Source organism: Acetobacter sicerae, from assembly GCF_011516765.1.
GTDB lineage: Bacteria > Pseudomonadota > Alphaproteobacteria > Acetobacterales > Acetobacteraceae > Acetobacter > Acetobacter sicerae.
In genome coordinates this window covers 57456-76959 of sequence record NZ_JAAABN010000007.1, presented here as the reverse complement: position 1 = coordinate 76959, position 19504 = coordinate 57456, and the positions used below count along the sequence as shown (strand labels likewise).

Here is a 19504-nt window from a genome sequence, read left to right as displayed (position 1 = left end):
GACTGTTTTTCTGGAAAACAACACATCAACAGTTATGCCATGTGATGACACGAAACATGGCGATATCATTGGGTTAAAATTCTATAGGACTCCCACAACCACACCCATTACAATACAAATACTGTTATGCGGCAACTCCCTAATACTAGAATATCATTTTTTAAACACACAAACATTCAGAAAATAAATTTATAATTAACCAATATCATCAAATATTTTACAGGAAGAACGTCAGCACAAGAGACAAGTCATGACTTACTGCAGCGTAAGCGTACAGGAAGAGAAAGCAAAAACCCTTCCTCACACTGTGTCATTCTCTCTTGGGAACGGATTGAAATGTGTTTCCTGTGGCGGCTGGCTACATTGGCAGGGTCAGCACGCCAGATGTCAGAACAGGTGTGAACACACGGTTGTCGCCATTCGTCGGAAGTAATGCTCAGCGTCGGCTTTCCTGATCCTCACAAAGAAGATCAATCGCTTTAGCAATCACATCTGCCGGATGATCCACGGCATCCAGCACAAGAATATGTTCCTTGTCTGATGGCGCTTCCAATGTTTCCAACTGACTGTCCAGCAGGGTAACAGGCATGAAATGCCTTTTGCGACCTTTCAGGCGACGTTCAAGTTCATCGCGGGGCACCCTGAGAAAGAGGAATGTGACATCCACTCCCTCCTGTCTCAGAATATCACGATAAACACCCTTGAGCGCCGAGCAGGCTAGAACCCCTCCCCTGCCATCCCTCGCACGTTCAGCAAGCCACTCCCGGCATTTTTCCAGCCAGGGCAAGCGGTCCTCATCCGTGAGAGGTTCGCCTGAAGACATCTTGGCGATGTTGTGTGGAGGATGAAGATCATCCCCCTCCTGAAAAGGCCAGCCGAGTTGGGAACGCAGCCCCTCCGCCACCACAGTCTTGCCGCTCCCGGAAACGCCCATGACGACCACCAGACGAGGCATGACGCCGTTTGGACATGACTGCGCCATAGCCTGCTCTCCCAGCATCACAGTTCCAGTTCAGAAACAACACTGACAAGGAATCGGAAGTCCCCCATCCGTTTCACCGTCAGGACGTATTCACGCACCCACGGTCAGATGAGCAATCCCTTCTCCGCCGGCCACAATAGCGTCCGTCGCCATTCCGACAAACAGCCCACTCTCAACCACACCGACAATTGAGCGGATATCCTGCTCAAGACGTCCGGCATCGGAAATCACCGGGAAACGACAATCAAGAATCAGGTTACCACCGTCACTGACGAAGAAAGCCCCTTCCCGATTGCGACGGGGAGATGCCTGCCCGCCCAGCCGCTCAATCTGGCGGGCAGTCGCTTCCCAGCCGAAAGACGTCACTTCCACAGGCAGAAGTGTCTTCATCCCGAGATGATCAACCAGCTTCGTGTCATCCGCCACAATCACCAGACGGTCCGATGAGGCCGCGACAATCTTTTCACGCAGAAGCGCGCCACCGAGCCCTTTGATAAGGTTGAGCGTGCCGCGCTGGATTTCATCAGCGCCATCAATGGTCAGATTGACCCTTGCATGTTCCCCAAACGTCGTAAGGGGAATACCCAGTCCCAGCGCCTGCTTTTCGGTCGCCACGGAGGTCGGGATCGCTACGAAACGCAGGCCTTCCTTGTGCCGTCGCCCCAGCGCCTCGACGACAAAAGCTGCCGTGCTTCCAGTGCCAAGACCGACGACCATGCCGTCTTCAACCATCTCGGCCGCCAGCTCTGCTGCCTGACGTTTGTATTCGCTCGCGCTCATCGTCCCGTTTTCCCCTCGGCCTGCCCCGCAGCGCCTCTGTCGATAATCCACATAATCTCACCATCCGAGCGGATATGGCTGGCTGGTTCAGCCGGATCTCCGGCACGAACGCGGCTGAGAACGTCTGCCTTGGATGGTCCCGTCACGAGAAACAGCACATGCCGACTGGAGGCAATCACCGGATAGGTCAGTGTCAGTCGTGTATGGGGTGCATCGTCCGGCACACAGAAGGCAACCCACCGCGTTTTCTCTTTCAGAACCGGCTGCCGTGGAAAGAGAGAAGCTGTATGGCCGTTCTCACCCAGACCCAGAAGCACCACGTCAAAAAGCGGTTTGCCAGCAACGAGTGTGTCGGCGCCGTACGCCCGCTGAAGATCAGCTTCGTAGGAACGGGCGGCGTCATCCGGTTCACCACGATCGGGCATCGGATGGATATTTTCTGGCGGAACGGGGACATGCGCGAACAGGATCGACTGCACCATGCCGCGGTTACTGTCCGGAGAGTCGGCTGGAACGAAACGATCGTCCCCGTAAAAGAACTCTGTGCGATCCCAGGGAAAACGCCCGGCATAACCGGCTTTCGCCATGAGTGCGTAGAGTTTGCGCGGAGTGGAGCCGCCTGAAAGCGCAATGCGAAACACGCCCTGTGCAGCACACGCTTTTTCCATCAGAAAGTCGGCTACGTACTGCGCCACGGCATCGGGCGTTTCCAGCACGACTTCCCGCGCCGTCATCACATCCTGTCCACCCATCAGTCCCGCTCCCAACGCACGCTCATCATGACGCTTCTCTCGGAAACCCTCAGCCACCGTGGGGCGGCTTTAATCCATCCAGAAGTCGCATACAACACCGGGGACTGACCACACATCCCCGACGTCATGATCAGAACAACGGAAGCGCGCCCTTATCCCTCTCTCAGGAAACCGATCCGCTAACCCGCGGAAGAATCCATCGTTCGACAGCCTTCGCCCAGCCTTCGTTGTCATTCGTATCCGTCACGAAATGGGCATGCGAGGCAACTTCGTCGGAGGCGTTCCCCATGGCGATCGACAGACCGGCGATGTCAAACATCGGCACATCGTTCTGCATATCGCCAAGACAGGCGATTTCATGCGGCTCAAAGCCGAGCTGCCGTCCGATTTCACGCAGCGCATAGCCCTTGTTGGCATTGAGCGGCGTGATGTCGAGGTAATACTGCGCCGAACAGGCGACACTGGCCTGTCCTTCCAGTAACTGGCCAACCTCCCCCTGAAGACGTCCCAGAAGATCATAATCCGCGCTGGAGCCGGTAATCTTGCCGACCTTATCCTCCCACGGACCGAAGTCTTTCGTCACGACAAGAGCAAGGCCAAGCACTTTCTGCTCATGCGGCACATAGCCCGCCGTCTCGTCCTTGACGATCCAGTCGGATCCACAGAACAGCCAGCCATCGACTTCATGGACATCCAGCATGTCGATGGTCGCCTTCACCGCCTCGACAGGCAAGGTGAGCGTGGACAGGGTTTTTCCCTGCCCGTCCCGCACGATGGCGCCATTCATGGCGGCATAAGGCGTATCGAGGTTGAGCGCCTGATGATACCGCTCGATCCCCACGGGTGCGCGGCTGCTGACGAGACACACCGCCACACCGGCGGCGCGCAGTCTGTCGATCATATCGACACTGCTGCGCGCTACCTGCTTTTCCGGCGTCAGAAGCGTGCCGTCCATGTCCGTCACCACGAGGCGGACATGATCCGTCGGCGCAGGCTTCGCATCATGTCTGGCGATATCATCAACTTTCACAGCATACTCCCAGCGTCGCAGACAGGACGTTATTTCTTCTCGACGTGACCACCAAAGCCGAACCGCATGGCCGAAAGCACTTTCTCACCATAGGTGTTGCCGCTGCGCGAACGGAAGCGCGTAAACAGCGCCGCCGTCATTACCGGCACGGGAACCGCTTCCTCGATGGCCGCTTCGATCGTCCAGCGACCTTCGCCGGAATCCTGAACTTCGCCGCTGAACTCGGACAGTTCCCCATTCCGCGCCATCGCTTCGGCCGTCAGATCGAGCAGCCAGGACGACACGACACTGCCACGACGCCAGACTTCGGCGATATCAGCCATGTTCAGGTCGAACCGCTCGTCTTCCGGCAGAAGCGGCGAGTTCTTGCTTTTCATGACGTCAAAACCTTCCGCGAAGGCCTGCATCATGCCGTATTCGATGCCGTTATGAACCATTTTCACAAAATGGCCTGAACCTGCCGGGCCACAATGCAGGTATCCCTGCTCGGCGCGGGGATCGAGGTCAGCGCAGTCGCGGTCCGGTGTCGGCGGAATGTCGCCTTTGCCGGGAGCCAGCGCGCTCAGGATCGGGTCGATATAAGCAGCAGCCTCTTTCGAACCGCCGAACATCATGCAGTAGCCACGCTCCAGCCCCCACACGCCACCCGACGTGCCGACATCGACGTAGTCCACGCCCTTCGTCTTCAGGGCCGCCGCACGGCGCAGATCGTCCTTATAGTAGGTGTTGCCACCATCAATGAGGATATCGCCTTTGCCGAGCAGACCGCCAACGGACTGAACGGCGGCTTCGGTGATCTCACCGGCGGGCAGCATCAGCCAGACGACCTTTTTGTCACCCGCAAGCTTCGCCACCAGATCGGTTTCACTCACCGCGCCGACAGCACGACCACCCTCGGCGCGGTCCACGACCTTCTGTACCGTAGCGGGGTCACGGTCATACACAACCACATCATGTCCATGACGGGTCAGACGGACCGCGATGTTGCCGCCCATACGGCCGAGGCCAATGATTCCGATCTGCATGTTCTTCTTTTTCCTTCCTGCCTCAGATCGCGGCCTTGATGGCGGACGCAAGCGTCGCCAGACCTTTTTTCAGATCACCCTTGATATGCACGCGCAACGCACGGCGGCCACGCTCGGCCAGCACGTCGAAATCACCACGCGCCTGCGCCGCTTTCACAACACCGAAGCTGTAACGCTCGCCGGGCACCGGCAGATCGTGCGCGTCATCCGCCGTGATCTGCAGGAACACACCGCTGTCGGGACCACCCTTGTAAGCCTGTCCGGTGGAGTGCAGGAAACGCGGACCGAACTCGGCGGCTGTCGCGACTGTCTTGGCGTCCCGGATGGCCAGACGCGTGTGCTGGATCCATTCGATGCTGTTGCGGTCACGCTCGATATAGGCCAGCAGACCGACATAATCGCCCGCCTTCACGCGATCGAAATGCGCCTTGAGGATCGCCTGCGCCGTGTCGCCCTTCAGTGCTGCTGCGTTCTTCCTGTCAGCGAAGAACTCCAGATCACCATCCGTGGCGAACGGCGATTCAGCCGGAAGCGAACCGGTTTCGTTATAAGCGGCGGTCAGCTTCTTGGTCTCGATCTTGCTGGCTTCGACATCCGGCTGATCGAACGGATTGATGCCCAGGAACGCGCCTGCGACCGCCGTGGCGATCTCCCAGCGGAAGAACTCCTGCGCAATCTGACGACGGTCATGCAGGTTGACCGTCACAACCGGCTGGCCTGCATCGATCAGCGTCTTCACGGCCTCGTCCTGCTCATGCGAGTGCTCGTTGGACAGGCGGAAATAAACGAACAGACGGTCCTTGCCGTAATGCGTCGGGCCCGCCAGCGTCTCGTCGTCGATGGGGATCAGCCCCTTGCCGAGCTTGCCCGTGGACTCGGCGATAAGCTGCTCGGCCCATGCGCCAAAATCCATCACCTGTTTCGTGGCGATGATGGTGATCTTGTCGCGACCGAACTTCTCAGCGCCGATACCGAACACCGTGCCAAGCAGCACGCCCGGATTGACGGCGGGCGGCACGCTGCCGTCGCACGCTTTCACGCCATGCAGGGCGTCTTCAAGAAACAGTTTCAGCGGCACGCCAGAGGCTGCTGCCGGAACCATGCCGAAATTCGACAGCACGGAATAGCGACCGCCGATCTGCTTGTCGCCGTGGAAGACTTTCCAGAATCCGTCGGTAGCCGCCTTCTTCTCCAGCGCCGAACCGGGGTCCGTCACGGCGACGAAGTGCTCACCGGCTTTCGCGCCAAGCGCCTTCTTCGCGACATCGAAGAAGTAGGACAGCATGATGTTCGGCTCCAGCGTGGAACCGGACTTGGATGAGACGATAAACAGCGTCTCTTTCGGATCGATCCTGCCTTCGAACGTGCGGACCTGCTGCGGATCGGTGCTGTCCAGCACATAGAGATGACCGTAGCCCTCATGCTTGCCGAACGTCATGGCCAGCACTTCCGGACCGAGGCTTGAGCCGCCCATGCCCAGCAGCAGCACCTGTTTGAAGCCGCGCGCCTTCACCTCTTTCTGGAAGGCTTCCAGTTCCGGAAGATGCTTCAGACGGTCTGCAACAATACCGAGCCAGTTGAGCCACTTCGCTTCCGGCCCATTGGTCCAGACCGACGCGTCCTTCGCCCACAGGCGGCGGATGGTGCCGTCCTTGCGCCACGCTTCAAGACCGGCCTTCACGGCGTCATCGAAATCTTTCGGCAGCGAGAACTTCGTTTCCGTCAGCTTGTTGCCAAGAAGCTCGTTCTGCTTCTTCGCGACCGAACCGAGCAGTCCGTCAAAAGCCTCTTCAAACGAGACCACACCCTCGGAGACCAGCTTGGTCGTCATGCCGTCGAGGTCGAGGCCAAGGCGCTTCACCTCCGCCATGACGTGTTTCGCGGCATCGACATTTTCTTCCAGCGAATCACGGGGTTTACCGTGGTCGCGGAACGCATCCAGCGTCGCGGGCGGAATGGTGTTGACCGTCTCGGGGCCAATCAGTTCATCGACATACAGCACGTCGCTGTACGCCTTGTCCTTGGTGCCGGTCGAAGCCCAGAGCAGACGCTGCGGCTGAGCGCCGGCTGCCTTCAGCTTTGCCCAGCGCTCGCTCTTCATGATCTCCTGCCAGTGCAGGTAGGCCATCTTTGCATTCGCAATGGCGACCTTGCCACGAATGGCCTTCAGCGCCTCGGCGTCCTTGTCACCAGCCTTCACGCGACGGTCGATCTCGCCATCGACCTTACCGTCCACACGGCTGACAAAGAACGAAGCAACTGACGCAATGCCCGCGACGCTCTTGCCTTCCTTATGGCGCGCTTCAAGGCCGGAGATCCACGCCTCCACCACAGCCTTGTACATTTCCAGCGAAAAAAGCAGCGTGACGTTGATGTTCACGCCATCCGCGATCTTCTGATGGATGGCGGGGATGCCTTCCTTCGTCGCCGGGATCTTGATCATCAGGTTCGGCTCGGACACTGTCTCCCAGAGACGTCCGGCTTCTTCGACAGTCGCTGCCGTGTCCAGCGCCAGATAAGGCGAGACCTCAAGGCTGACATAGCCGTCGATACCCTTAGTCTGGTCAAAGACCGGTTTCAGCAGCTTCGCTACTTCCCGAATGTCTTCAATCGCCAGACGCTCATACAACTCACCAGCAGAGACAATCTCCTTGGCGAGAACGTCCCTGATCTGGGCATCGTAATCCGTGCCCTCGCCCATGGCTTTCTGGAAGATGGCCGGGTTGGAGGTCACGCCCTTGACGCCATCTTTTTCAATGAGGGCCGCCATCGACCCGTCCCGCGTGTAGCCCCTGCGCACAAAATCCAGCCAGGGTGACTGCCCGAACTGTTCCAGAGCACGTAAGGAGCTTTTTCCGGTCACGGATGAGGCGTTCATCGAGCAATTCTCCCCGGCAGCAGCAACGGAACCTGCCGATCCATTCATTCAACAAAAAGCCCCGCACCCGAACCCGGATGCAGGGCTGGTTTCTTAAAGCGTCAGCTGCCGACGGGCAGCATCCAGCACGGCGTCAACCGTAAAGCCGAACTTCTTCATCAGGGCGGAAGCCGGAGCCGACGCGCCGAAGCCGTTCATGCACACGACCTCTCCCGTGAGACCGACATAACGATGCCAGCCGATGGGAGACGCCGCCTCGACAGCCACACGCGCCGTGACGGAAGGCGGTAGCACCTCATCACGGTAGGATTGTGGCTGTTCCTCGAACAGTTCCCACGACGGCATGGACACGACACGCGCCGCAACGCCGTCCGCCGCCAGATTCTCATAGGCTTCGACCGCCAGCGAGAGTTCACTGCCTGTCGCGATGAGAATGACGGCAGGCGTCTTGCCGCTGTCGGCCAGCACATAACCGCCCTTCGCCACACCGGAGGCAGACGCATATTTGCTGCGATCCAGCGTCGGCAGGTTCTGACGGCTGAGAGCCAGCACGGCGGGGCGATCGCGGAACGGGATCAGCGTGCGCCATGCCTCGGCGACCTCGTTGGCGTCGCCCGGACGGATGGTGACGATGCCCGGCGTCGCCCGAAGCTGCACAAGCTGCTCGATCGGCTGGTGCGTCGGACCATCTTCTCCCACACCGATGGAGTCATGCGTGAAGATATAGATGGACGGCAGGTGCATGAGCGCCGACAGACGGATCGGGGCTTTCATGTAATCCGAGAAGATCAGGAAGCCCGCGCCATAGGTCCGCAGACCCGACAGGTTCATACCGTTGACGATGGAACCCATCGCGTGTTCACGCACGCCGAAGTGGAAGTTCCGACCGGCATAGCTGCCGCCCCATGCTTCCGGCTGGAACGCGCCGCCATCCTTGATGAGCGTCTTGGTGGACGGCGCGAGGTCAGCGGAACCACCAACGAGCCAAGGAATGTGTTTCGCCACCGCATTCTGCACCTCGCCAGAACTGGCGCGGCTGGCGATGCCTTTTGCATCCGCCGGATAGGTCGGGATATCAGCATCCCAGCCTTTCGGCAGTTCGCCTGACAGGATCAGGTCGAGTTCAGCCGCCTCGGACGGAAATTCCTTGCGGTAGGCGGCGAACAGATCATCCCACGCCTTGCTGGCTTTTGCGCCACGCAGGCCCAATCCCTGCTGGAAATGCTCCGTCACGCCTTCCGGCACGTAGAACGACTTGTCTTCCGGCCAGCCATAGGCGCGCTTGGTCGCTGTGATTTCGTCCACGCCCAGTGGTTCGCCATGCGCGGCGGCCGTGCCGGCTTTCTTCGGCGCGCCATAGGCGATGATGGAATGAACGATGATCATCGTCGGACGATCAGTTTCAGCTTTCGCCTCGGTCAGCAGCTTTTTGAACTCTGCCGTATCGTTGGCGTCCTTCAGCGTCAGAACCTGCCAGCCGTAGGCCTCGAACCGCCTGCCGACATTTTCCGTAAAGGCGAGTTCGGTCGAACCTTCGATAGAGATCTGATTGGCGTCATACATCCAGATCAGATTGCCGAGCTTCAGATGACCGGCCGTGGAAGCCGCCTCGCTCGATACGCCCTCCATCATGTCGCCATCACCGCACAGCGTATAAACATGATAGTCGAACAGCGGGAAACCCGGCTTGTTGAAGCGGGCAGCCAGCCATTTCTCAGCAATCGCCATACCGACGGAATTGCCACAGCCCTGTCCGAGCGGACCGGTGGTCGTCTCAACACCTGCCGTGTGGTGATATTCCGGGTGACCCGGCGTTTTCGAATCAAGCTGACGGAACTGTTCGAGATCAGCGACAGTGAGCGACGGCGCGTTCAGCACCTTGCCATTCTTCACGTCGCGGATGCCGCTGAGACAGATCAGCGAATAAAGCAGCATCGACGCATGACCAACGGACAGCACAAAGCGGTCGCGGGCTGGCCAGATCGGGTTGGCCGGGTCGTAGCTCAGCACATCCTGCCAGAGCGTATAGGCCACCGGAGCGAGCGCCATGGCTGTGCCGGGGTGACCGGAATTCGCTTTCTGCACCGCGTCCATCGCCAGTGTGCGGATGGTGTCAATGCAGGTGCGGTCGATGGTGTGACCGGCTGCTCCGCCTGTTTCAGGCGCCCGGGTCGCACTGGCCATACCATCTGTCGCCCCATACGCGGCGGCGTGGAAAGAACGCATTGTAACCGATCCTCTATCAATCAGGCCTGCAACGGATCATCTTCCGTTGCGGCGAAAACCCTCCCGGCACGAGAGGGTCATACCATCACACGCCCCTTTTGCCTCGACAAGGCAGGCACACAGGGGCGCCACCCACGGAACTCAGGAACTCAAGCCCACAAGGCCGTTCCGGTTTCCGTCATCACGAGTTTGTGAGAATGTTTCTCAACCGCCCGCCGCCAGCGCTCGCGCGCCAATATCGCGCCGCCAGACAGCCTCTTTCCAGCGAATGGCGGAAACACCCTGATAGGCCGCGTCAATGGCTTCCTTCAGGGTCGGCGCAATGCCGCAGACAGCCAGCACGCGTCCACCGGACGAAACGAGATGCCCCTGCGGATCGCGGGCCGTACCAGCCTGAAACACCTGCACGCCCGGCACGGCCTCCGCACGATCAATCCCTTCGATCAGGCCACCCTTGGCGTAGTCGCCGGGATAGCCTTCCGCCGCCATGATCACCACGGCGGATGCATCATCCGAGAAACTGACCTGCACCTCGTCCAGCGATCCCTTCGCCAGCGCCACGAGCGCGGGCAGCAGGTCGGATGTCAGACGTGGCAGCAGAGCCTCCGCCTCCGGATCGCCAAAGCGGACATTATATTCGATCAGCTTCGGCCCTTCGGCTGTCAGCATCAGACCGGCGAAAATCACGCCATGGAACGGCGTTCCACGCTTCACCATCTCGGCCAGCATCGGGCGCACCAGAAGATCAAGCGCCTTTTCCTGTGCAGCACGATCGAACCCGGCTGGCGGCGACACAGCGCCCATGCCACCGGTGTTCGGACCGGTGTCACCGTCGCCGATACGCTTGTGATCCTGCGCCGCGCCGATCAGCACCGCCGTCTCGCCGGAACAGAAGGCGAAAAGAGAGACTTCCTCGCCCACCATGCACTCCTCGATCACCACCGAATGGCCAGCGTTACCGAGTTTGCTGGACGTCATCATGTCGGTGACGGCTTCTTCGGCTTCCGCCGCCGTCTGCGCCACGACCACACCTTTACCTGCGGCCAGACCATCGGCTTTCACGACGATCGGCGCACCACGGCGACGCACGAAAGCGATGGCATGCGCCGGATCGGTGAAGCGCTCCCATTTGGCGGTCGGGATACCTGCCGCGTCGCACACTTCCTTCGTGAAGGTTTTGCTACCTTCGAGTTGCGCCGCCGCTTTTGTCGGTCCGGCGCAGGGAATCCCGACCTCGGCACAGGCGTCGGCGAGTCCGGCGACGAGCGGCGCTTCCGGCCCCGGCACGACGAGGTCGATATTTTCCTTCTGCGCGAACGCCACCAGAGCCGGAACATTGCCTGCCGCAATGGCGACATTCGTGCCGCACAGGGCCGTGCCCGGATTTCCGGGAGCGATATAAAGCTGCGTGAGAGCTGGCGACTTCGCCAGCGCCGCCGCGAGCGCGTGCTCACGGCCACCCGAACCAACCAGCAGGACTCTCATCGCATCACCTTCTTTCCGACCACATGGACTGCGGCTCTTGTTGAGAACGCTGCGTCTGTAGCATAGGGTCGCGTCATGGACGATGGCTCTCCGACACCTCCCTCTCCCTTTCCCGGCGTCAATGTGCCGGAATATTCGGTCTCCGAAATTTCGGGGGCTATCAAACGGACCCTCGAAGGAACGTTCGGACGGGTGCGCGTGCGTGGCGAGATCACGGAATTCAAGCGCTACAGTTCCGGCCACCTCTATTTTTCGCTGAAGGATGAGGGAGGCAAGATTTCCGGCGTCGTCTGGCGCGGTTCCGTGTCACGCCTCGGGCTGGTGCCGGAAAACGGGCTGGAGATCATCGCCACGGGCCGCGTCTCTTCCTATGGCGAGCGCTCCAGCTATCAGCTGATCGTCGAGAAGATGGAGTATGCGGGCGAAGGCGCTTTGCTCGCCCGTATTGAACGGCTGCGCCTGAAACTCGCGCAGGAAGGGCTTTTCGACACCGAACGTAAGCGCCGGATTCCGCGTCTGCCGCGTGTCATCGGCGTGATCACCTCCATGCAGGGCGCGGTGCTGCACGACATCCGCACCACCATCGCCCGACGCTTCCCGCGTCACCTGCTGATCTGGCCCGTCGCCGTGCAAGGCGACGGCGCCGCCGCGCAGATTGCCGCTGCTGTTGAAGGCTTCAGTCTGCTGGGTCGCCCCGGTCCCGGCGAAAATCTGCCACGCCCGGACGTGCTGATCGTCGCCCGCGGAGGCGGCTCACTGGAAGACCTCATGGCCTTCAATGACGAGGCCGTTCTCCGCGCCGTCGCCGCCTGCCCGATTCCGGTCATCTCCGCTGTCGGACATGAAACCGACACCACTCTGATCGACTTCGTCTCAGATATGCGTGCGCCCACGCCGACGGCCGCCGCCGAACTGGCCGTGCCGGTGCGTGACGAACTGCTGGCCGATCTCACCCATCGCATCGCCCGCATGGGAAGTGCGCTGAACCGGATCGCGCAGACCGCACGCCTTCGTCTGGACCGTGCAGCGTCCGGTCTGCCGGACCTGCCTTCCCTGCTCAGCACGGCGCGTATGCGACTGGATGACCGCTCACACAGGCTGGACCTCGCCCTCCCCGCGCTGCTGGAACGTCGCAAGGCGGCTCTTGTTGCGGCGGAACGCCATATGCCTGTTCCATCGGCTCTGTTCAGCGACCGGCGTTCCCGTCTTTCGTTGGATAATGCCGCTTTGGATGCCGCCATGACGGCAGTTCGCCGGGCGTCAGAAGCGCGTCTGGGACGCCAGCGTCTGACCGCAGCACCGTTACAGGCCTTGTGCCGCGAGCGGCAGGCCCGTCTGCTGGGTGTCGGGAATGTGCTGGAATCGGTCTCGCCTCGCGCCGTTCTCGACCGAGGCTATGTGCTTGTCCGTGACACAACGGGCGAACCGGTCACACGTGCAGCCGGACTGAACCCGGGCCAGCGCGTCACTCTCGTTTTTGCTGATGATGAGCGTCTCGCCCGCATCGAAGCCCGCAAGGATACGGCCCAGGGAGCCCTTGATCTATGAAAAACATATTCAAAAATCTGAAGTCCATTAAGCCGGATTTCAGCAGGATCGCCTCCCCTGATGCCGATGGTGCGGAAAGCCGTCCTGAAAAACTGATGTTCATCATCATGATCGTGCTCGCCTCCGTCTCCATGCTTCTCTACATCGGCGGGTCATTCGTAAACGCCCTGCGCGTGTCGGAACAGCCTCCGACTGTGGAGCAGACTGCACCAGCGTCACAGCCGAGCAATGCACATCAGTAATTCGCTTGGCTGCTTTTTTATCTGAAGCTTTTTGAAAAACGTTTCACCAAAAACATTCATTTATTGGCGTTTTTCAAACGAGTTGTGGGGTGTCTTTCTGATCCCTGAACCCGCTTAGGAGACATCGCCCGTTCTGCAGGAACCTTCAGCGTTCCGTGTAGCGCACATGAAGTTTCCCGACGCCTTCACACTCTCCTTCGAGCCTGTCCCCGACTTTTACCGGCCCCACACCAGACGGCGTTCCGGTCAGAACAAGATCGCCCGGACGCAATTCGACAAAGCTCGAGAGAATGGAAATGATTTCCGGGATTGGCCAGATCAGGTCACTGATATCCCCCTGCTGACGAACCGTCCCGTTTACAGCAAGACTGATCCGTCCTTTCACGAGATGCCCGGACTGCGCCACTGGTACAATCGCGCTGATAGGGCAGGACTGATCGAAGCCCTTGCTCAGATCCCATGGCTGACCGGATTTCTTGGCGACAGCCTGAAGGTCGCGCCGTGTCATGTCCAACGCCAGGGCATAACCGAACACATGATCCAGCGCTGTCTGCACCGGAATATTCACGCCCTGCTGACCGATCGCTACCGCCAATTCAATTTCGTGATGAAGATTTTCTGTGTGCAATGGATAGGGAAGAACCTCTTCCATCGTGACTGCGTCAGAGGGCTTTGCAAAAAAGATCGGAAGATCATGCGCAGGATCGCCCCCCATTTCCCGCGTATGCTCTCCATAATTACGCCCGACACACCAGATCCGTCGAACAGGAAACCGGGCGTCAGTCTCACGAACAGAAATGGATGGGATCGAAAGAGGCTCAAAGAGATAATGCATGGGACAAATCCGTTCTTTTCTTGAAGGATAGCATCACCTCACAGCCGGTTTCATCGGTTAATGAATCTGCTCTCAGGATTGTGTGGAGGCATTGGCTTTCATGAAGATTCCAGTTTGAAAAACACTCGATCAGCACAGATGAAACAGTTCCATAACTCCATAGAAAAGCATCCGCCTCAGAGAAGCGGGTGCTGTCAGAAGCCGGTTATCCCGACCAGGATCTGATATTTTCGTCTTATTCCGGCGTGACGAGATCGTAATAACTCTGATCAAGCATGAAGTGGGGGGAGTAGGCCGGATCATGCTGATAAATCGCATGATCACCCCAGTGCTGATGCATATGCTGGGTCTCGGCAAAGAACCGGGCCTCATGCTCGGGACGATCATCACTCCCACGCGACACGCTCTCATGGTGAACCGCGAGGAAGTTGTTGCACTGGATAATACGCCACCCCGCTTCACGCATCTTCAGGCAGAGATCAACGTCGTTATAGGCGACTTTCAGATTTACCTCGTCAAAGCCACCAACTTCACGGAAGGCTTCGGCACGCACCAGCATGCCGGCGGCTGTAACAGCCGTGACTTCATGGGACAGGATCGCACGGGAAATATAACCGTATTCATGCGCCTGCAGGCCACGATGCACGTGTGAGGCTACGCCATCGGGCCCGACAACGACACCGACATGCTGAATCGCCCCGTTGGGATAAACAAACTTTCCGCCGACTGCACCGATATCCTCACCAGCCATCGCCTCACCCACAATGGTTTTCAGCCATTTGGGATCGTCCACGAAAAGATCGTTATTCATGAAGAACAAGAATTCGGACGAACTTGAAGCGGCGGCAAGATTATTCAGGCGTGAGAAATTGAATTCTTCCTGAATCGAAAGAACCTGGACCCTTTTTTTACGGGACATCTCCTTGCAGAAAGCAAGCGCGTCTTCATCCGTCGACCAGTTATCAATCAGAATAATGTCGTAGGCCTTGTAGTCCGTATGCTCCAGAATGCGTGAGACACATTCCCTTGTCAGATCAGCCTGATTGCGGAACGGAATAATGATGGAAACCGTCGGCTCGCGGTTTATGCCCCACCAGACATTATAGATGGTCAGATCATTGATCGCCTCGACCCGCGCATCATGCCCGACACGTCTCAGATGATCCGCAACCGCCCGAACGCCTGCATTCACAGCATACTGCTTGTTGCTGATCGTCATTGCTGTCGAATTCGGTGTTTTCCGCCAGTGATAAAGAACCTCCGGCACATGCAGGAAGCCTTCCCGTGGCACAATCTCCGTCAGACGCAGCATCAGGTCATGATCCTGTGCGCCGTCATAACTGGCGTTCAGATCTCCAACCTGTTGCAAAACCTCGTTACGCACCATGGTGAGATGACAGATGTAATTACAGCCCAGAAGATACCGGTAATCAAAGTCCGGCTTGAAATTCGGCTCGAGGAAATAGCCCGCCTGATCGACCTTGTCCTCGTCTGAATAAATCACCTGCGGATCAAGTCCGGCTGCTGCCTGCAACATGGCTTCCAGAGCCACGTCAACCATGGCGTCATCATGATCGAAGAAAGCGACCCACTCGCCTTTAGCCGCCTTGACGCCTTCGTTCGTCGCTCCGGAAATTCCAAGATTTTTCTTGAGACGGATCAGTTTGATGCGGGGATCATTCCGGCAATATTCCGCCATCCTCGCCGCAACTTCCAGAGACTTACCTCCGTCATCCACAACGATGAGTTCCCAGTTGCTCCAGGTCTGCGCCATCACAGATTCAACGGCAGCAATGAAATCCGTCATATCCGGTTTGTAGGTCGGACAGATGACACTCACCAACGGCCCTTTAGCGACAAAGTCAGGACCAAGCTGCTGCCGACGCTCCGCCACCCGGGCCCGCAGGACATTGAAATACCGCCGCGCCCAGTTGTCATAATCGCCAAGATTGAAACGCTGCTCGGGCAGCAGGTTGCTTACCGTCGCACGCAGGGAAGAGATCTCACGGTGCAGTCTCGCAATGGTCTCACTGACGCCGAGCAGATGTTCTTCCAGCTTGTTGTCGACCAGCGACGTGGTGACAGGGCTGCCCATCAGTTCCACATCACCCGGCACAGCCAGAAAACGGATTGTTCTCGTGCCTGTCTGACGCCGATGTTTCGGAATAACCAGTTCGAAGCCGCAATTGGCGTCGCCGCCGACAGCGGCCGCAACATCGCCCCTGAAACGGTCCGCGCGAATACGGGCGAAAGGTGCACCGTCCATAAAGACAGCGACCTCACACTGGCCTTCCCGGGTGCCGTCCGCCGTATTGATACGCTGCACCCATCCACGCAGCGCGCCACGCGTGAAACCATCCACGCAGGATTCGTAATTGAACTGCGGTTGAAAAACGACTGTGATATCTTCCTGTTTGATCGAGCCGTCATCTGTCACCAGACAGGGTACGACGGACCGGTTCGGAAACCGCAGACCGATCCGATGTTCTTTGCCATCAGCAAGGGAATCCGGAAGTCTGAAGGAAAAACCCAGATTGGGCGTCATGACCCCGATATTTTCCTGCACATCCGGACGGGGCAGATCGCAGGCCAGTGACCCGATTTCCTGTCCGTCAACGATGACATGGAGCGTGGCAGGTACACGCGGCGCGGCCAGATTGCAGGCCCAGCCTTTTACTTCCAGACCATCCAGATGATCAAAATAACCAATAAACTGTGTAATCTGACGGGAAGTCGGCAAGGGAGCTTTCATGAAAATCCTCGTTTCCCTGGTCTGCGCCAAAAAGCACACCCTAGGATAAAGCACTGTCCGGAAGGCATATTAAAAACACCCCTCCTTCAGAACATACCAATTCAAAACACACTCTTCATGCAGAACACTCTGGAAGAGGCCAGAAACGCCACGGCTACAAGGTGTATTCAGGCATAATTCCCGACTACCTCGCAGACGTCCCGTCTTCTGCAGCATTACGATGATAGGGCAGAAGCCTTAACTTCCAGAAAACGCTGCATGGCGTGACGGGCCCGGGAAGCATCACTTCCAAGACGGATCAGACTGCCAATCTGGAGAGGATTACGCAGCAGCGATGACATCAGAGCGCCCGCACCCAGACCACCATCCGGAGAAAGCGCAATGCCCGCAGCAGGAGGCAGCGTCCGGTCAGCCGGATCACACACCACACGCAGCACACCGAAAGGCCGTTTCACGGCCTGCGCCGCCGCCGCCAGAAAGCCGCTCTCCATATCAAGAGCACAGCAGCCGCTTTCCATGGCCAGACGCTGCTTTTCTTCGGCAGTCAGTACGACGACATCACTGTGCAGCAGCGCACCCGCCACCACGCCGGAGCTTCCATCCGCCCCAAGACGACGCCGCACAGTCGGTGAACAGGGATAAAGTTTTCCGTCTTTCACTACTGCGTCCGGCACAAGAATCGTGCCGGGCCTGAGCGCGGGATCCAGTCCCGCCGCCAGGCCGAACGACACGACAGAAGGCACGCCGGAAGCAATCAGTCGTGCGGCGCCTTTCTGTGCGCCCTCCCGTGTGGCCCCGCTGATCGCGACCGGCGATCCGGGAAAGAACTGTCGCAGAAGAGAGGCCTCAGCCTTCAGTCCCACAAGAAATCCGATATCGGCAGGAGAAAGAAGGCTCTTGTTCATGGCTCAGAAACCGTAGCTCACTTCACCGGAGTTGCTGCTCTTGAGATTCCGGTAACGTGACACGGCCAGAAGCGGGAAGAACTGCCTGTAACCGTGATACTTGAGATAGAACACCTTGGGGAAACCAACGGCGTTGTAGGGATCCTCTTCCCACTCGCCATTTTCACCCTGCTGTTTTGACAGCCACGCGATTCCGCGCACCACGGCCGGATCATCACGACGACCAACCGCCATCATACCCAGCACCGCCCACGCCGTCTGGGACGGAAGGCTTTCCTTGTACTGGCCACGAGGGCCGTCTTCGTAGCTCTCACACCCTTCGCCCCAGCCACCATCAGGACGCTGGACGGAACGGAGCCATTCCACGGCGCGCACCACCATCGGATCATCATGGGAAACACCGGCCGCGTTCAGCGCGCACAGGACAGACCATGTGCCATAAATGTAATTGGTGCCCCACCGACCAAACCAGGAACCATCCTTTTCCTGATCGCCGCGCAGATATTCCAGAGCGCGCTCAATCACCGGACGATCCTCAGCGTGACCAAGCTGCGCAAGGAAAGACACACAGCGCGCCGTCACGTCGGCTGTCGGCGGATCAAGAAGCGCGCCGTGATCCGAGAACGGAATGTGGTTCAGCAGTTCCTTGTCATTATCGACATCGAATGCGCCCCAGCCGCCATTGGTGCTCTGCATCCCCACAATCCACTTGCGGGCGCGCTCAATCGCTTCATCATTGGCCGGGTCGTTCTGGCGATGCAGCAGCATGCCGACAACCGCTGTATCGTCCACATCCGGATAATAGTCATTGCGATACTGGAAGGCCCAGCCACCCGGCTCAAGGTCAGGCCGGTTGATCGCCCAGTCACCCTTCACATCCAGAATCTGGCGGTCACGCAGCCATTCAGCCGCCTTCGCCATCTTCTCTTCCGTTTCCTTCCGGGCGATCGGGTCGGAGCCACTGCCCGCTTCCATCATGGCATGACCAGCAAGACCGGTATCCCAGATGGGCGACACGCAGGGCTGGCAGTACACTTCATCACCATGATCGACCAGAAGCGCCCGGACCGACTCCCACGCCGTATTGGCCCGTGGATCGCTGTCCGGCACGCCCATGGCGCGATACATCATCACCGTATTGGCCATCGCAGGATAAATGGCGCCGAGACCATCAATGCCGTTCAGACGTGGCTCGATAAAGTCCACCGACGCCTTGATGGCCTTCTCATGCACTTTCTGCGGGATCAGCTTCACCACCGGACGCAGAACCTGATCCAGCACCTTGAAGGCATGACCCCACCTGGAACGATAAGGTCCCCTGATCCAGTCTTTCACCTGATCCGGTGGTGTGACGAACAGTTCCTGCACATGCACGCCACGCGGATTGACCGCGACAGGACGCAGCGCCGCCAGCACCAGCAACGGGGCGATCACAGTGCGTGACCAGTAGGACATGTTCCAGACAGAGAAAAACGCCGAGCGCGGCAGCAGCATCAGTTCAACCGGCATGACCGGCGTACCGTGCCAGGGAACTTCTCCGAACAGCGCCAGCTGGAAACGTGTGAAGACGTTGGTGCGTTCAGCGCCGCCATGATCGAGAACCGCCTGACGGGCGCGCTGCATGTGCGGCGCATTGATGTCGTCACCGATGCACTTCAGCGCGTAATAGGCTTTCACCGTCGCGGAGATGTTGAAATCGCCGTCATGGTAGAGCGGCCAGCCGCCGTGCTCGCCCTGAATACGGCGCAGATAGACGCCGATCTTGTCTTCCAGAGGCTGGTCGATCCGGTCGAGGAAGTGCTCAAGCAGGACATATTCCGCCGGAATGGTCGCATCGGCTTCCAGTTCGAAAACCCAGTGACCGTCGTCATTCTGCTTGCCACCGAGTGCCGCATGAGCACGCTCGACCACACGATCCAGTTCACTGGAGGTCAGTTCGCTGAAGGCCGACCCTGTGTTCTCGGTAGTGGCAGAGTTCGTTACATCGTCCAGCATGGCCTGCAGTCATTCCCCCAGTAGAAACACGTCTCTTCAGAAATCGTGTCAATCATTAACGCAATCCAC

General features: G+C 58.7%; 14 protein-coding genes. 2 read left to right on the top strand and 12 right to left on the bottom strand.

The window, feature by feature from the left end; all coding sequences use genetic code 11:
• Positions 1 to 436: 436 nt before the first annotated feature.
• The 8 genes from GVI59_RS09545 to purD form a co-directional block, all read right to left on the bottom strand.
• The gene (locus GVI59_RS09545) at positions 437 to 982 is read right to left on the bottom strand and encodes a gluconokinase (RefSeq protein ID WP_173574171.1); all 546 of its coding nucleotides are present in this window, start codon (positions 980 to 982) and stop codon (positions 437 to 439) included.
• Between the two features lie 90 nt (positions 983 to 1072).
• Positions 1073 to 1762 (bottom strand): ribose-5-phosphate isomerase RpiA, encoded by a 690-nt coding sequence (gene rpiA, locus GVI59_RS09540; protein WP_173574055.1) that lies wholly within the window; start codon positions 1760 to 1762, stop codon positions 1073 to 1075.
• Complete coding sequence (pgl, locus tag GVI59_RS09535; protein ID WP_173574170.1) at positions 1759 to 2514, bottom strand: 6-phosphogluconolactonase; 756 nt, start codon at positions 2512 to 2514, stop codon at positions 1759 to 1761. Before pgl ends, rpiA begins: the two co-directional genes overlap by 4 nt.
• 163 nt (positions 2515 to 2677) lie before the next feature.
• Positions 2678 to 3544 (bottom strand): Cof-type HAD-IIB family hydrolase, encoded by an 867-nt coding sequence (locus GVI59_RS09530; RefSeq protein ID WP_173574054.1) that lies wholly within the window; start codon positions 3542 to 3544, stop codon positions 2678 to 2680.
• 29 nt (positions 3545 to 3573) lie between these two features.
• A complete protein-coding gene (gnd, locus tag GVI59_RS09525) occupies positions 3574 to 4569 on the bottom strand; it encodes a phosphogluconate dehydrogenase (NAD(+)-dependent, decarboxylating) (protein ID WP_173574053.1) in 996 nt (331 codons plus the stop codon).
• Between the two features lie 22 nt (positions 4570 to 4591).
• Positions 4592 to 7447 (bottom strand): bifunctional transaldolase/phosoglucose isomerase, encoded by a 2856-nt coding sequence (locus GVI59_RS09520; protein WP_173574052.1) that lies wholly within the window; start codon positions 7445 to 7447, stop codon positions 4592 to 4594.
• 93 nt (positions 7448 to 7540) lie between these two features.
• Positions 7541 to 9631 carry a transketolase gene (gene tkt / locus GVI59_RS09515; protein ID WP_173574169.1) on the bottom strand — a complete coding sequence of 697 codons (2091 nt, stop codon included), beginning with the start codon at positions 9629 to 9631 and terminating at the stop codon, positions 7541 to 7543.
• A 246-nt stretch (positions 9632 to 9877) separates the two neighbouring features.
• On the bottom strand, positions 9878 to 11158 hold the full coding sequence (purD, locus tag GVI59_RS09510) for a phosphoribosylamine--glycine ligase (protein ID WP_173574051.1): 1281 nt from the start codon (positions 11156 to 11158) through the stop codon (positions 9878 to 9880).
• A 75-nt stretch (positions 11159 to 11233) separates the two neighbouring features.
• On the opposite strand from purD, the gene xseA reads away from it, so the two are divergent.
• Both xseA and GVI59_RS09500 read left to right on the top strand, forming a co-directional pair.
• A complete protein-coding gene (gene xseA, locus GVI59_RS09505) occupies positions 11234 to 12706 on the top strand; it encodes an exodeoxyribonuclease VII large subunit (RefSeq protein WP_173574050.1) in 1473 nt (490 codons plus the stop codon).
• Positions 12703 to 12948 (top strand): hypothetical protein, encoded by a 246-nt coding sequence (locus GVI59_RS09500; RefSeq protein ID WP_173574049.1) that lies wholly within the window; start codon positions 12703 to 12705, stop codon positions 12946 to 12948. Before xseA ends, GVI59_RS09500 begins: the two co-directional genes overlap by 4 nt.
• A gap of 145 nt (positions 12949 to 13093) precedes the next feature.
• Here GVI59_RS09500 and GVI59_RS09495 read toward each other — a convergent pair whose 3' ends face one another.
• The 4 genes from GVI59_RS09495 to shc all read right to left on the bottom strand — a co-directional run bounded on the left by GVI59_RS09495 (position 13094) and on the right by shc (position 19435).
• On the bottom strand, positions 13094 to 13783 hold the full coding sequence (locus GVI59_RS09495) for a fumarylacetoacetate hydrolase family protein (RefSeq protein WP_173574048.1): 690 nt from the start codon (positions 13781 to 13783) through the stop codon (positions 13094 to 13096).
• 235 nt (positions 13784 to 14018) lie between these two features.
• Positions 14019 to 16535, bottom strand: coding sequence for a glycosyltransferase family 2 protein (locus tag GVI59_RS09490; protein WP_173574047.1), 2517 nt, complete (start codon positions 16533 to 16535; stop codon positions 14019 to 14021).
• 215 nt (positions 16536 to 16750) lie between these two features.
• Positions 16751 to 17440 carry a phosphorylase family protein gene (locus GVI59_RS09485; RefSeq protein ID WP_173574046.1) on the bottom strand — a complete coding sequence of 230 codons (690 nt, stop codon included), beginning with the start codon at positions 17438 to 17440 and terminating at the stop codon, positions 16751 to 16753.
• 3 nt (positions 17441 to 17443) lie between these two features.
• A complete protein-coding gene (gene shc / locus GVI59_RS09480) occupies positions 17444 to 19435 on the bottom strand; it encodes a squalene--hopene cyclase (protein WP_173574045.1) in 1992 nt (663 codons plus the stop codon).
• Positions 19436 to 19504: the final 69 nt, after the last annotated feature.

Coding starts and splice junctions, on each gene's coding strand:
- GVI59_RS09545 (WP_173574171.1), bottom strand. CDS start 982: ATGGCGCAGTCATGTCCAAACGGCGTCATGCCTCGTCTGGTGGTCGTC.
- rpiA (WP_173574055.1), bottom strand. CDS start 1,762: ATGAGCGCGAGCGAATACAAACGTCAGGCAGCAGAGCTGGCGGCCGAG.
- pgl (WP_173574170.1), bottom strand. CDS start 2,514: ATGGGTGGACAGGATGTGATGACGGCGCGGGAAGTCGTGCTGGAAACG.
- gnd (WP_173574053.1), bottom strand. CDS start 4,569: ATGCAGATCGGAATCATTGGCCTCGGCCGTATGGGCGGCAACATCGCG.
- GVI59_RS09520 (WP_173574052.1), bottom strand. CDS start 7,447: ATGAACGCCTCATCCGTGACCGGAAAAAGCTCCTTACGTGCTCTGGAA.
- tkt (WP_173574169.1), bottom strand. CDS start 9,631: ATGGCCAGTGCGACCCGGGCGCCTGAAACAGGCGGAGCAGCCGGTCAC.
- purD (WP_173574051.1), bottom strand. CDS start 11,158: ATGAGAGTCCTGCTGGTTGGTTCGGGTGGCCGTGAGCACGCGCTCGCG.
- xseA (WP_173574050.1), top strand. CDS start 11,234: ATGGACGATGGCTCTCCGACACCTCCCTCTCCCTTTCCCGGCGTCAAT.
- GVI59_RS09500 (WP_173574049.1), top strand. CDS start 12,703: ATGAAAAACATATTCAAAAATCTGAAGTCCATTAAGCCGGATTTCAGC.
- GVI59_RS09495 (WP_173574048.1), bottom strand. CDS start 13,783: ATGCATTATCTCTTTGAGCCTCTTTCGATCCCATCCATTTCTGTTCGT.
- GVI59_RS09490 (WP_173574047.1), bottom strand. CDS start 16,535: ATGAAAGCTCCCTTGCCGACTTCCCGTCAGATTACACAGTTTATTGGT.
- GVI59_RS09485 (WP_173574046.1), bottom strand. CDS start 17,440: ATGAACAAGAGCCTTCTTTCTCCTGCCGATATCGGATTTCTTGTGGGA.
- shc (WP_173574045.1), bottom strand. CDS start 19,435: ATGCTGGACGATGTAACGAACTCTGCCACTACCGAGAACACAGGGTCG.